Here is a 13298-nt window from a genome sequence, read left to right on the forward strand (position 1 = left end):
CCCTCCGGCGGGGCTGCCGCCGGGAGGCCTAGTAGGCGCCGAACACGTTGTCGATCGAGCCGTAGCGGTCGGCCGCGTAGTTGCAGGCGGCGGTGATGTTGGCGACCGGGTCGTACGGGTCCCACGAGGTGCCGTCGACGTGGTAGGCGGCGAAGGTCGGGTCGATCACCTGGAGCAGGCCCTTGGAGGGGGTGCCCGCGACGGCGTTGGAGTCCCAGAGGTTGATGGCGTTCGGGTTGCCGGAGGACTCCCGCATGACGTTGCGGTAGATGCCGTCGTAGCTGCCCGGGATGCCCTTCTGGGCCATGATCGCGAGGGACTCGCGGATCCAGCCGTCGAGGTTGTTCGGGTAGCCGGCGACCGTGGTGGAGGCGGTGGTGGCGGTCGTGGCCGCGGAGGCGCTGGTCGCACCGACCAGCGGGACGGCGAGCACGGCCGCGCCGGTGCCGGCGAGGACCAGGGTGCGCTTGAGACGGCTCATGCGGGCACGACGGGGCTGAGCGTTTGCGGACATGGGGAAGTTCCTCTCCGTCGCCTGCGAGGTGAGCTGTCGGGTTCGGGCTGGGAGGTGCCCGGCCGGCCGCCGTGGGGTACGGCGGCGCGGCTTCACCCCTAGCCGGCGCGGTGCGTCGTACTGCGTGCTCAGCGCCGAGTACTGGGTGCTCGGTGCTGATCACTGCGTACTGCGTACGACGTTTGCGTCGGCGTTCTACCTGGGTCCCCCGCTCCTGCCGTGCGTGAGTGATCGTCGATGGGTGGGATCGGGCGGCGGCAGGATTCGGCGTCCACCCGACGGCCGGGAACGTATGCGAGAGCGCATGTCCGGAACAAGTAGCGGATTCACAGCTCGGGCCTATTGATCTTTGTTTGAGGCTTTTGGTGTGCTTGATCCTTTGCAGTTGCCAAGCCTCAACTGGCGCGGACGGGAAGGAAGTAGACGCGGCGTCGGACAGATGGGGTTGGAGTGGCGGAAGTGAGCCAACTCACCACCGTCGACAAGAGTGGCAAATCGGGCAATAGACTCAACTAGTGGCTAATGAATGTGGCCGCGTGATCGAAATTGCTATTTTCCGGTAAGTGGATAAATGTCTGTTTCCGCCCGTCTGGCAGCCCTGGGGCCTCTCGGTGATCGAAAGGTGACCGGATACGCTGACTTGAGTGATGGCAGCGACGTATCGACAAACCGCGTAAGCGCCAGCAGACACCAGCAGACAGGAGATCCCTCGTGACCGTCGTCGGGCCGTTCGGGCTGAGCGTGCGGGACCAGGCTCTGGAAGCCGATGTCCAGGCCGGATTGGCGGCTGTCGAGGAAGGCTTGCTCGAGGCCACCAAGAGCGAGGTCCCCTTCATCACGCAGGCAGCGCAGCACCTCGTGCGTGCGGGCGGGAAGCGGTTCCGGCCGCTGCTCGTGATGCTCGCGGCACAGTTCGGCGACCCGTACGCGCCCGGGGTCGTGCCGTCGGCCGTCGTCGTCGAGCTGACCCACCTGGCCACGCTGTACCACGACGACGTCATGGACGAGGCCCAGGTGCGGCGCGGGGTGGACAGCGCGAACACCCGCTGGGGCAACTCGGTGGCCGTGCTGACCGGCGACTTCCTGTTCGCGCGCGCCTCGCAGATCCTCGCGGACCTCGGGCCCGAGGCGGTGCGGGTGCAGGCGCTCGCGTTCGAACGGCTCGTGACCGGGCAGATCCTGGAGACCGCCGGGCCGACCGACGGCCGGGACCCCGTGGAGCACTACCTCGACGTCCTCGGCGGCAAGACCGGGTCGCTGGTCGCGGTCTCGTGCCGGTTCGGGGCGATGATGTCCGGCGCCGACGAGACGGTCGTGGACGTCCTCACCCAGTACGGCGAGCGGCTGGGCGTCGCCTTCCAGCTTGCGGACGACGTGTTGGACGTCGCCTCGGACTCGCACGAGTCGGGCAAGACGCCGGGCACGGACCTGCGCGAGGGCATCCCCACGCTGCCGGTACTGCGGCTGCGCGAGAGGGCGGCCCGGCTGGGGCACCCCGAGGACGTCGCGCTGTGCGAGCTGCTGGACTCCGACCTGAGCGACGACGCACGGCACGCCGAGGCGCTGGCCGCGCTGCGGGCGCACCCCGCGCTGGAGCAGGCGCGACGGGACACCGTGCGGTACGCCGAGGAGGCGCGGGCCGCGCTGGCCCCGCTGACGGAGTGCGACGCGAAGCGGTCGCTGGTGGAGCTGTGCGACCTGGTGGTGCACCGGGCGGGCTGAGGCGACCCCGTCCGGCCCTGAGCGTGGTGCCCGGCTTCCCGGCGGGGTTCCGCGATCTCGCGGAGGCTCCGCATCCCGGCGGGAGTCCCGCATCTTGCCCGGAGGCTCGCATCCCGGTGAGGGCCCCCGGTGAAGGCCCCGCATCCCCGCAGGACGCCGCATCCCGACGGGGACTCGCCCTCCTGGCAGGGCTCCGCCCCCAACCGGGGACCCCACCCCCTGCCCCCGGCCACCCCGACGCCGGCCCGCCGCCGCAGCCCCGACTCACCTGCCGCCGCAGCCTGACCCACCCCGCCGCCGAGGCCCTGCCCCGGCGACCCCTAAGGCCCCCTCCACCCCCACGTCATACCCCAGGCGTACGTCGAGTTGGCTCCGCGGGTTGACGCCTAACGCGGGGGGATTTGGTCAGATGGATGACACGGACTTCACCACTGCTCACCGATTCGGGTGAGAATGGCGGCAGTTGCCGCCGACTACGGAGGTAGGCACACATGGCACCGTACGCATCCGACGACACCACCAGTGGCCGGCGCAAGGCTGTGCGGTACGTCGTCCCCGTGACCGTGGTGGGCGTGGCGGCGGCGACCATCGGGCTGGTCCCGGCGCTCGCCGACTCCGGCGACCCCGACCTGCCGAAGATCACGGCACAGCAGCTGATCGAGAAGATCGCGGCCTCGGACGTCGAACAGCTTTCCGGCACCGTGAAGATCACCACCGACCTCGGCCTGCCGGACCTCGGGGGTCTGGCAGGCAGCCTCGCGTCCGCCGGCGGTGGCGCCGGCGGCTCGGGGGACGGCTCCTCGGCCGACCCCTCCGCGCGGCTCACCGAACTCGCCTCCGGCACGCACACCCTGCGGATCGCCGCCGACGGCCCCGACCGCCAGAAGGTCTCCTTGCTGGAGGACGCCGCCGAGTACAGCGTCATCCACAACGGCACGGACGTGTGGGGCTACGACAGCGCCTCCGACGAGGTGTACCACTCCAAGGCCCCCGAGGGCGCCGACGCCCACGGCAAGGAGAGCGGCAGGACCGGGGCCGAGCAGGCGCCCACCCCCAAGGAGTTCGCCGACCAGGCCCTCAAGGCCGTCGACGGCACCACGTCGGTCACCGTGGACGGCACCGTGCACGTCGCCGGACGCGACGCCTACAAGCTGCTCGTCAAGCCGAAGGACGCCGACTCCACCGTCGGCGCCATCAGCATCGCCGTCGACGCGAAGACGGGGCTGCCCCTGAAGTTCACCCTCACCCCGAAGAGCGGCGGCGCCGCCGTCGTGGACGCCGGCTTCACCAAGGTCCACTTCGCCAAGCCCGCCGCCTCGACCTTCGACTTCACCCCGCCCAAGGGTGCGAAGGTCACCGAGGGCGACGACGCCGGTCACTCGGTCGCGGGCAAGGACAAGGGCGACGCCGGTCTCCCCGGTGGCGAGGGGCTCGGCGGCCTCGACGGGCTGAACGTCCTGGGTGACGGATGGGACTCCATCGCCGCCTTCGACACCGGCTCCGGCAGCGGGCTGCCGTCCGCCTCCGGCTCTTCCGGGTCCTCCAAGGGCGAGGCGGGCGCGTTCGGGGACTTCCTCGGCTCCTTCGGCGACAAGGTCACCGGCAAGTTCGGCTCCGGGACCGTCTTCTCGACGCGCCTGGTCAACGCCCTCATCACCGACGACGGCAAGGTCTACGCCGGCGCGGTCACCAAGGACGCCCTGGTGAAGGCCGCCGACGCGGCGGCGAAGAAGTAGACCGGCACGGGAACACGGGGAGTCGATGGGCACGGGAGCGGAGGACAGCGGCCGCGCCGGGGACGACGGACACGTCCAGGACGACCGCCTGGCCGAGGACAGCGGCCCGGCAGACGCCGGCGGCCACGCGGGCGACGGCGACCATGCCGAAGGCGCAGTCATCCGCACCCGTGCCCTCACCAAGCGCTTCCGCGGCGGGCACGTGGCCGTTGACGGCTTGGACCTGACCGTCCCCGAGGGCAGCGTCTTCGGCTTCCTCGGCCCCAACGGCTCCGGCAAGACCACCACCATCCGCATGCTGATGGGGCTGATCGAGCCGACCTCCGGCACGGCGCACGTGCTCGGGCAGCCCATGCCCCGGGCCGTGCGCACCGTACTGCCGCAGGTCGGTGCCCTCATCGAGGGGCCGGCGCTGTACGGGCACCTGTCCGGCCGGGACAACCTGCTGCGCTACGACGCCGCCGATCCCACCGCCGACCCGCGCACCCGGCGTGCCCGGGTCGGCGCGGCGCTGGAGCGGGTGGGGCTGTCGGCGGCCGCGGGCAAGAGGGCACGCGCGTACTCGCTCGGCATGAAGCAGCGGCTCGGACTCGCCGCGGCGCTGCTCCAGCCGCGCCGGCTGCTCGTCCTGGACGAGCCCACCAACGGACTCGACCCGCAGGGCATGCGGGAGATCAGGTCGCTGGTGCGGGAACTGGCGTCCGACGGCACCACCGTCTTCCTGTCCTCCCACCTCCTCGACGAGATCGAGCAGGTCTGCACGCACGCGGCCGTGATGGCGCGCGGGCGGCTGCTGGTGCAGGGCGCCGTGGCCGAGCTGGCCGCCCGGGCGCGCGGCCGGCTGGTGGTCACGACGCCCGACACGGCGGAGGCCGCGCGCGTGCTGAAGGAACAGGGCGTCGGCGATGTCGTCGTGGAGGAGCGGGACGACAGGGTCACCGGCGAGCCGCCGGAGCGGGAACCGGCCGAGCTGAACGCCGCGTTGGTCGCCGCAGGCGTCCGGGTGCGCGGCTTCGGCGTGCGCGGGGCTTCGCTGGAGGATGCGTTCGTGGCGCTGACGGGGGAGGGGTTCGATGTCGCGGGCTGACACCGTCGGCGCGGGCGTGCTGGTGCGCCGGTCGTGGGGCCTCGGGCTCTTCGTCGGAGAGTTCACCGTCACCCTGCGGCGCTGGCGGACCCTGGCGCTGCTCGCGGTGCTGGCCGCCGTGCCGGTGCTGGTCGGGATCGCCGTCAAGATCGAGTCGGACGGCGGCCCTGGCGGCGGCTCCGGTGGCGGGGACGGGGGCGCGGGGCCGGCGTTCATGGCGCAGGTGACGAACAATGGCCTGTTCCTGGTGTTCACCGGGCTGGCCGCGACACTGCCGTTCTTCCTGCCGATGGCCGTCGGCGTCGTCGCCGGTGACGCGATCGCGGGCGAGGCGAGCGCGGGCACCCTGCGCTACCTGCTCGTCGCCCCGGCCGGCCGTACGCGCCTGCTGCTCGCCAAGTACGTCACCACGGTCGCCTTCTGCCTGCTGGCCACCCTCGTGGTGGCCGCGTCCGCCCTGGCGGTGGGCGCGTTGCTGTTCCCGCTCGGCGACCTCACCACCATCTCGGGTACCCGCATCACCTTCGGGGAGGGACTGGCGCGCGCCCTGCTGATCGCGCTGGTCGTCGCCGCGTCACTGCTGGGGTTCGCGGCGCTCGGGCTGTTCGTCTCCACGCTCACCAACAGCGGCATCGCGGCGATGGCCACGACCGTGGGCCTGCTGACGACCGTGCAGATCGTCGACCAGATACCGCAGTTGCACGCGGTCCAGCCCTACCTCTTCCCGCACTACTGGCTGTCCTTCGCCGACCTGATGCGCGAGCCCGTCTACTGGGACGACCTCCAGAAGAACCTCGGCCTTCAGGCCCTCTACGTGGCCGTGTTCGGCTCGGCGGCCTGGGCGCGCTTCACGACGAAGGACATCACCACCTGAGCCCACCACGGCTCAGCGTTCGTACGGGAAGCGCGCGAAGGGTGCCTCCTGCGCGAAGAAGGTCTTCGCCCGGGCCAGCGCCTCGGTGTCCGTGCGGACGTCACCGGGCTTGCTGCCGTTGCCGAGCAGCACCCCGCCGAACCGCATGCCGAGGTACGCGGCCGAGTGGCGCAGGGTGCCGACCAGCGGATCGGCGACCTCGAACTCCTCGTGCGCCAGCGCGGTGACGCCCCACAGCGTGCGGCCCGCCATGCGCGCCTTGAAGTCGACGCCGGGCAGGCGCAGCCAGCCCGCCCAGTGGTCCAGGTAGCGCTTGGTCTGGGCGGACACCGAGTACCAGTACAGCGGCGAGGCGATCACCAGGTCCGTCGCGGCGAGCGTCGCCTCCAGGAGGTGCGCCGCGGGGCCCTCCGGGCGCGGTACCTCGGCGTCGTGCCGCACGTCCACGAAGTCCGGCAGCGGCTGCTCGGCCAGGTTGAACCACTCCTGCTCGGTCCCGGCGGGCAGTTGCTCGGCGGCGGTCCGCGCGAGCAGTTCGGTGTTGCCGTCCGGGCGACTGCTGCCCAGCACGAACAGGAAACGTCGGGTCACGGGGCCCTCCCTGAAGATGGATCGACGCTCATCGTATGCGTACGCATCTTATGCGTCTGAATATAAAGCTCCGCGAAGTCCAGCAGCAACTGCCCTCCGCCGCGCGGCGAGACCACCACCGGTACCGGTCGGCGGACCCTTGGGTCTGCGCCGCGGGGTCACCCGCTCCAGCCGGTGTGCGCACCGGTGAGGCGGATGAGGGTGTCCGTCTCGCGGGGCGGCGGGCCGGTGAGGTCGCCGAGGCGCCAGGCGGGCACCCACGGGACGCGGTGGACGTCCACGACGGACTCGAGCAGCCGTACGTCCTGGGCCAGCGGGCGCGGCAGCCTGCCCGGCGCGTCCGCGACCAGCGCCACCGCGTCCAGGACGAGCCCATGCGGCGCCTGGCCGCGCCGGAAGACCTCCACGGTGCGCAGGGCCGCCTCGATGCCGTACGCGTGCGTGCGCGCGACGAGCAGCACCGACGCCGGGTCGCCCGGTCCGGGCCAGTTACGGCCGCAGTCGTGGCCGCCGTAGACGCGGGACAGCGTGGTGGCGCCGGCGCCTCCGTGCGTGGCCAGCCAGGAGAAACGGCGCGGGGCTCCGAGGTGTGCGGCGGGGCCGTAGGTACCCGGATCCGGTGGGGCGACCGGGCCGCGCAACCAGATCTCCGGTCCGCCGCGCGCGTCCGTCGTCCGCATCTGCCGTACCCCCTCCTCGTCGGCCGTCAACCGCCGCGGGCCCCGGTGTCCGGTGCCGCGTCCAGGGTGCGGTGGGTTCCTGGAACGATGCTGTGACAGCGTGGTGACGTGTGCACCGGGGGCGAGCGGTGAGACTTCAACAGTAAATGCAGGACCGGATCGTGACGCTGGGGAGCGGAGCCCTACGGCTTCCCCACGCATCCGAGTGTGAGGGAACCGATGTCTCGACTGAGCCGCGAGAAGACGAACCGCGAGAAGAAGCGGGACCAGAAGCTCGCCGCCGGGAGCCCGACGGCCGGCGTGGTGCCGCTCGACGTCCGCGTCGGCGGTACGGGTCCGGGCGGGGCCGGCGCGACGATCGGCGGGGTGCCGGTCGCCGCGGCCGACGGTGAGGAGGCCCAGCACGCCGTCCTGCGCCACCTGCACCGCATCGCCCTCGCCACCGGGCACCCCGTGCTCGCCACGGTCCACGACACGCGCATCGGCTACGTCGTCCCGCTGCGGGTCGACACGGACGGTTCGAGCCACTTCACGGGGGAGCCGGCGCGGATGGCACCCCTGGGGGAGGCGGCGGCGCCGGTAACGACGCCCACGCCGGAGCGCGCGCCCGCGCCCCTGCCTACATCTGCGCCCGGGCCCGCATCGGAGACGCCGACGGCGCCCGGTCCCGCGCCCGTCTCCGGACACGCCGCCGCCTCCGAGCACCCTGTCGCCTCGGAACACTCCGCCGCTCCCCAGGAGCTCCCGTCCTCCGAGCCGGCCCGTGACAAGCCCACGCACCTCCTGCGGTCCGTGTCCGAGCCGGTGCGGGACGCCGCGCCGACGTTCCGGCTGCGCGCGGTGCCCGAGCCGCAGGATGCGGCCCCCGCGCCCGGCACGGTCGCCCCGCCGACGGGTGTCTTCGGCCCGCCCCCCGCGATGGACCCGTCCCCGGAGCACGCGACGGCCGTACCCACGGACCCGGCGCAGCCCCCAGCCCCGGCCGCCCCCGCGTCCCCCGCCACCCGTGACCTCGGTCTGGAGCTCGGCCCCGCGCTGGCCGAGGCCGACCCGGAGCCCAAGCACACGCCCGCGCGGGGGTTCGACGCGGTCGCCGAGGCGGTGCTCGGGGAGGACCCCCGGACGGCGACCGGGACCGACGGGACGCCCGCGGTGCTCGCCGAGCCGACGGCACGGATCAACGAGGCGGTCAGGGCGGGTCGTATAGACGCGGCGGCGCAGCTCGCGGAGCGGACCGTGGCCGAGGCGTCGGGCACGCTGGGCCCGGCCCACCCCGAGGTGCTGACGCTCCGCGAACTGGGCGCCTACATCGCCTACCTGTCCGGTGACGCGCTCCGCGCCTTCCACGTCTCCCTGGAACTGGCCGGCATCCACCGCCGCGCGGGCGACGCCGAGGCCGCGTACGGCAACGTCCAGAGCGCCGCCGCGGCCTGGCGTGCCGTGCGCGACCCCCTCCAGGGCCTGAACCTGGGCACGGAACTGATCGGGCTGTGGACGGAGTTGGTGGCCGAGGACGGCCCGGCCGCCGAGGACCCCGAGGAACTCGAGTCGGCCCGCGCCCGCATGCTGCGCCTGGCCCAGCGGGCCCGCACCGCCGGAGCGTGAGGCCGGGCCGCCGCCTCCACGACGTCGACCCGACCTACCCGAACTACCCGACCGACCGACCGACACGACCCGACCGACCGGCCGACCTGTCGTCCCGGGCGCCGCTACGAGGACAACGTCCACACCGCGTACGCCAGCGCGTCGGCGTTGCGGTCCAGGGCCGTGTCGTTGAGGTTGGCGATCGTGTCGCACGAGGAGTGGTAGCAGCGGTCGAAGGGCTGGCCGGCCGTGCCGCCCCACTTGGCCGCCTGCGCCGATGTCTTGACGTAGTCGGCGCCGCTGAACAGGCCGCCCACGGGTATCCCCACGTTCTTGAACGGGGCGTGGTCGGAGCGGCCGTCGCCCTCGGTCTCGATCTCGGTGGGGACGCCGAGGCCCGAGAAGTACGTCTTGAAGGTCTGCTCGATGGTGGGGTCGTCGTCGTAGACGAAGTAGCCGGGGTTCGGCGAGCCGATCATGTCGAAGTTCAGGTAGGCGCTGATCCGTGAGCGGTTGGTCGACGACAGGTTGTTGACGTAGTAGCGGGATCCGACCATCCCCAGCTCCTCCGCGCCCCACCAGGCGAACCGCAGGTGCCGGGTGGGCTGGAGGCCGGCGCGGGACACGGCTAGCGCGGTCTCCAGGACGGCGGCCGAGCCGGAGCCGTTGTCGTTGATGCCGGGGCCCGCGGTGACGCTGTCGAGGTGGGAGCCGGCCATGACGACCCGCGTGGTGTCACCGCCGGGCCAGTCGGCTATCAGGTTGTAGCCGGTGCGGCTGGAGGACGTGAACTGCTGGATGGTCGTGGTGAACCCGGCGGCGTCCAGCTTGGCCTTCACGTAGTCGAGCGAGGCACGGTAACCGGTGCGGCCGTGCGCCCGGTTGCCGCCGTTGGCGGTCGCTATGGACTGGAACTGGGACAGGTGCGCCTTGACGTTGGCCACGGGGATGTCGGGCGCGGCGGCGACCGCGGGGGTGGCGGGCGCCGCGCCGGCCAGGGATCCGGTGGCGAGGAGGGTGGTGGCGGCGACGACGGCAGCGGCCGCCGCCCGCCCGGAAACGGAGAGCTTCATGGTGGGGGACTCCGGCTTCCAGCGGGGTTCCCCTGGGGGTGGCCGCCACTCGAGGCGCGGGGGAGCCCACAGGAACCCACAGTGAATGGGGTGCCTGGATGGTGGAGCCGGGACTGACTTTGCGTCAAGAGCGCCATCCGGACACGGAGTTCGCCTATCGAAACGTCCCCCTGGCGCTCACTGCACCTACTCACTGCACCCACTCACTGCACGCACTCACTGCACGCAGAACTCGTTGCCCTCCGGGTCCGTCATCACCACCCACTGGCCCGACGGCTCCTTCACCTCCCGCTCCACGCGCGCGCCGAGCGCGGTCAGCCGCTCGACCTCCCCGGCGCGGCGCTCGCCGCCCACGTGCAGGTCGAGGTGCAGCCGGTTCTTCGTGGTCTTGGCCTCCGGCACCCGCTGGAACAGCAGCCGGCGCCCCAGCCCGGTGCCGCTGTCCGCGTCGACGGGGTCGTCGGGGTGGCGCACGGCGACCAGGTCGCGGAAGGCGGCGCGGCCGTGGAACTCCACGGTGGCCTCGCCGGGCAGCGCGCCCATCGCGAGCAGCCGCTCGATCAGCGCGCTGTTGTCCTCGGTCTCGTAGTGCAGCGCGGCGGCCCAGAAGTCGGCCTGGGCGTGCGGGTCGGCGCAGTCGACGACGAGCTTGAAGTGCACGGGTGCGGGAGTGGTCTGCGTCATGTAACCACTTATAATGGTTACATGAGTGAGCGCGCAACGGAACCGCCGGAACGGTCACCCGGTCTGACCCTGGTCTCCCACGACGGCAAGCCCTACCGCTTCGACCCGGGCGCCCTCTGCCTGGAACTGCTGACGACCGGCGGGCCGGGTGCGTTCGCGCGGTACGAGGTGCTGCACGAGCCCGCCGACCTGGTGGCGTGGGCCACCCGCAGCCGCCTTCCCGACGGGCTGGACCTCACCGTCTCCGGGGCCGAGCTGGAGCGCGCCCGCGCCGTGCGTGACGCCCTCTTCCTGCTGACGGCGGACCGCGCCCATGGCCGGCCGCTCGACGCGGGGCACGTCGAGGTGGTCAACGCGGCGGCCGCGGCGCCTCCGCTGGTGACCCGTCTCCTCGCCGACGGCACGCGCGCGTGGGCGCCGGGTGCCACCGGGACCGGCCTGCTGTCGACCGTCGCGCGCGACGCGATCGACCTGTTCACCGGGCCGTACGCCGGCCGCGTCCGCGAGTGCGGCGCCCACGACTGCTACCTGCTGTTCGTCGACACCTCACGCCCGGGCCGCAGGCGCTGGTGCGCGATGGAACACTGCGGGAACCGGGCGAAGGTACGGGCACACCGGGCCCGCAGTCGGCCCCTCTAGCGAGGCCCGCCCACCCGGCAGGGCCGCCCGGCAGCCCCGTTCGGCAGGCTCGCCGGGAGCAGCGTCAGGCGTCGGTCGGCGCGGCCGTGGCAGTCGTAGCAGCCGGAGCAGCCGTGGCAGCGGCAGGAGCCGTAGCAGCCGGAGCAGCGGCAGGAGTCGTAGCGACCGGGGCGACCTGCGACCTGCGGGACTCACCCAGCGGGGCCCACCGCCGGGCCCGCCGCGCGGTGCGCAGCGCGTCCCAGGTGAGCATCGACAGGGCCAGCCACACCAGGGCGAAGCCCGCCCAGCGCTCGGCCGGCATCTCCTCGTGGAAGTAGGCGATGCCCAGCAGGAACTGGAAGACCGGCGCCAGGTACTGCAGCAGTCCGAGGGTCGACAGCGGCACGCGGATCGCCGCCGCGCCGAAGCAGACCAGCGGGATCGCCGTGACCACGCCGGTCGCGGCCAGCAGCGCGGAGTGGCCCGTGCCCTCGGAGACGAACGTGGACTCGCCGCGTGTGCTCAGCCACGTCAGGTAGGCCACCGCGGGCAGGAACTGGATCGCGGTCTCCGCGGCGAGCGACTCCACCCCGCCGAGGTTGACCTTCTTCTTGACCAGCCCGTACGTGGCGAACGAGAAGGCCAGGCACAGGGAGATCCACGGCGGCCGGCCGTAGCCGACGGTCAGGACGACCACGGCGACGACGGTGACGCCGACCGCGGCCCACTGCACGGGCCGCAGCCGCTCCTTCAGGATCAGCACGCCCATCGCGATGGTGACCAGCGGGTTGATGAAGTACCCGAGGGACGCCTCGACGACGTGCCCGGCGTTCACCGCCCAGATGTAGACGCCCCAGTTCACGGTGATCACCGCGGCGGCCACGGTGAGCAGGGCGAGCCGGCGTGGCTGCCGCAGCAGCTCACCGGCCCACGCCCAGCGCCGGATGAAGAGGAGGGCGACGGCGACGAAGGCGAGCGACCACACCATCCGGTGGGCCAGGATCTCCACCGCGCCGGCGGGCTTGAGGAGCGGCCAGAACAGGGGGACCAGCCCCCACATGCCGTAGGCCGCGAAGCCGTTCAGCAGACCTATGCGCTGCTCGCTCCTGGACTTTCCGGCCACGGCCACTCCTTCTCACTCCACGCACGCACGCGTGGTCGAAGGTAACTCCGCGGACCCCCGTCTGTCATGCCCGTATCGCCATACGGTCATGACGGGCGGGGGCGGGAGCGGCCCGGGCGTGATCGACTTCGCCGCTCGGCTCCCCCTCAGCCCTTCAGCGCCGCCGCGATCGCCTCGGACAGCGGCGTCGTCGGGCGGCCGATCAGCCGGGCCAGGTCGCCGCTGGGGACGACCAGCTCGCCCTTCTCGATCGAGGCGTCGACGCCCGCGAGGACCCCGGCCAGCGGGGCGGGCAGCCCGGCGCCGGCCAGGATGCCGGTGAGCACCTCGGTGGACACGGCGTTGTAGACGATCTCCTGGCCGGTCTGCGCGCTGAGCTCGGCCGCGTACTCGGCGAAGCTCCACGCGGTGTCGCCGCCCAGCTCGTACGTCGCGTTCTCGTGGCCCTTGCCGGTCAGCACGGCGACCGCGGCCGCCGCGTAGTCGGCGCGGGCGGCGGAGGACACACGGCCCTCGCCGGCGGCCGCGACGACGGCGTGGTGCTCGAGGACGGGCGCGAGGTTCTCGGTGTAGTTCTCGTGGTACCAGCCGTTGCGCAGCAGCACGTACGGCAGGCCCGAGGCGAGCAGCGTCTCCTCGGTGGCCCGGTGGTCGTCGGCGAGCGCGGCGGTGAGGGTGCCGGGGGCGCTGGTGTACGCGAGGAGTGCGGCACCGGCGGCCTTGGCCGCGTCGATGACGACCCGGTGCTGCTGCGGACGGCCCTTGTCGAACTCGTTGCCCGAGATCAGCAGGACCTTGTCGCCGGCCGAGACGACCCCGTCGAAGGTCTCGGGCCGGTTGTAGTCGGCCACGGCCAGCCGCACCCCGCGCGCCGCGAGGTCGGCGGCCTTCGCCTCGTCACGCACGACGGCGGTGATCTGCTCCGCCGGGACCTTCTCCAGCAACTGCTCCACGACGTGGCGGCCGAGGTGTCCGGTGGCTCCGGTGACGACGATGCTCATGGTTCACA

General features: G+C 72.6%; 13 protein-coding genes. 6 read left to right on the forward strand and 7 right to left on the reverse strand.

Annotated elements, in window-relative coordinates; translation table 11 throughout:
* Window positions 1-28 precede the first annotated feature (28 nt).
* Window positions 29-514: a transglycosylase SLT domain-containing protein gene (locus tag E4U91_RS20265; protein WP_137308169.1), complete on the reverse strand. Its 486-nt coding sequence runs from the start codon at window positions 512-514 to the stop codon at window positions 29-31.
* A gap of 711 nt (window positions 515-1225) precedes the next feature.
* Here E4U91_RS20265 and E4U91_RS20270 point away from each other — a divergent pair.
* The 4 genes from E4U91_RS20270 to E4U91_RS20285 all read left to right on the forward strand — a co-directional run bounded on the left by E4U91_RS20270 (window position 1226) and on the right by E4U91_RS20285 (window position 5933).
* Window positions 1226-2236, forward strand: a complete 1011-nt coding sequence (locus E4U91_RS20270) for a polyprenyl synthetase family protein (protein ID WP_137308170.1) — start codon at window positions 1226-1228, stop codon at window positions 2234-2236.
* Between the two features lie 491 nt (window positions 2237-2727).
* Window positions 2728-3972, forward strand: a complete 1245-nt coding sequence (locus E4U91_RS20275) for a LolA family protein (RefSeq protein ID WP_137308171.1) — start codon at window positions 2728-2730, stop codon at window positions 3970-3972.
* Between the two features lie 25 nt (window positions 3973-3997).
* The gene (locus E4U91_RS20280) at window positions 3998-5059 is read left to right on the forward strand and encodes an ABC transporter ATP-binding protein (RefSeq protein WP_137308172.1); all 1062 of its coding nucleotides are present in this window, start codon (window positions 3998-4000) and stop codon (window positions 5057-5059) included.
* Window positions 5046-5933 (forward strand): ABC transporter permease, encoded by an 888-nt coding sequence (locus E4U91_RS20285; RefSeq protein WP_137308173.1) that lies wholly within the window; start codon window positions 5046-5048, stop codon window positions 5931-5933. The genes E4U91_RS20280 and E4U91_RS20285 overlap by 14 nt, the downstream gene beginning before the upstream one ends.
* 12 nt (window positions 5934-5945) lie before the next feature.
* Here the strand turns inward: E4U91_RS20285 and E4U91_RS20290 are convergent, their stop codons facing one another.
* Both E4U91_RS20290 and E4U91_RS20295 read right to left on the reverse strand, forming a co-directional pair.
* Window positions 5946-6524, reverse strand: a complete 579-nt coding sequence (locus E4U91_RS20290) for a flavodoxin family protein (RefSeq protein ID WP_137308174.1) — start codon at window positions 6522-6524, stop codon at window positions 5946-5948.
* Between the two features lie 158 nt (window positions 6525-6682).
* Entirely contained in the window at window positions 6683-7204 is a 522-nt protein-coding gene (locus E4U91_RS20295) for a hypothetical protein (protein ID WP_137308175.1), read from the reverse strand.
* A gap of 219 nt (window positions 7205-7423) precedes the next feature.
* Between E4U91_RS20295 and E4U91_RS20300 the strand changes: the two genes are divergently transcribed.
* Window positions 7424-8809 carry a tetratricopeptide repeat protein gene (locus E4U91_RS20300; RefSeq protein WP_137308176.1) on the forward strand — a complete coding sequence of 462 codons (1386 nt, stop codon included), beginning with the start codon at window positions 7424-7426 and terminating at the stop codon, window positions 8807-8809.
* A gap of 104 nt (window positions 8810-8913) precedes the next feature.
* Here E4U91_RS20300 and E4U91_RS20305 read toward each other — a convergent pair whose 3' ends face one another.
* Complete coding sequence (locus tag E4U91_RS20305) at window positions 8914-9861, reverse strand: M28 family metallopeptidase (protein ID WP_137308177.1); 948 nt, start codon at window positions 9859-9861, stop codon at window positions 8914-8916.
* A gap of 216 nt (window positions 9862-10077) precedes the next feature.
* The gene (locus E4U91_RS20310; RefSeq protein ID WP_137308178.1) at window positions 10078-10545 is read right to left on the reverse strand and encodes a VOC family protein; all 468 of its coding nucleotides are present in this window, start codon (window positions 10543-10545) and stop codon (window positions 10078-10080) included.
* A 21-nt stretch (window positions 10546-10566) separates the two neighbouring features.
* Here E4U91_RS20310 and E4U91_RS20315 point away from each other — a divergent pair, with 21 nt between their 5' ends.
* Window positions 10567-11184, forward strand: a complete 618-nt coding sequence (locus E4U91_RS20315) for a CGNR zinc finger domain-containing protein (protein ID WP_137308179.1) — start codon at window positions 10567-10569, stop codon at window positions 11182-11184.
* 64 nt (window positions 11185-11248) lie between these two features.
* Here E4U91_RS20315 and rarD read toward each other — a convergent pair whose 3' ends face one another.
* Window positions 11249-12289 (reverse strand): EamA family transporter RarD, encoded by a 1041-nt coding sequence (gene rarD / locus E4U91_RS20320; RefSeq protein WP_137308180.1) that lies wholly within the window; start codon window positions 12287-12289, stop codon window positions 11249-11251.
* Window positions 12290-12435: 146 nt separating this feature from the next.
* On the reverse strand, window positions 12436-13290 hold the full coding sequence (locus E4U91_RS20325; RefSeq protein WP_137308181.1) for an NAD(P)H-binding protein: 855 nt from the start codon (window positions 13288-13290) through the stop codon (window positions 12436-12438).
* Window positions 13291-13298 lie beyond the last annotated feature (8 nt).

Origin of the sequence: Streptomyces lasalocidi (assembly GCF_005280215.1) — a bacterium.
In the GTDB taxonomy this organism is placed as follows: domain Bacteria; phylum Actinomycetota; class Actinomycetes; order Streptomycetales; family Streptomycetaceae; genus Streptomyces; species Streptomyces longwoodensis.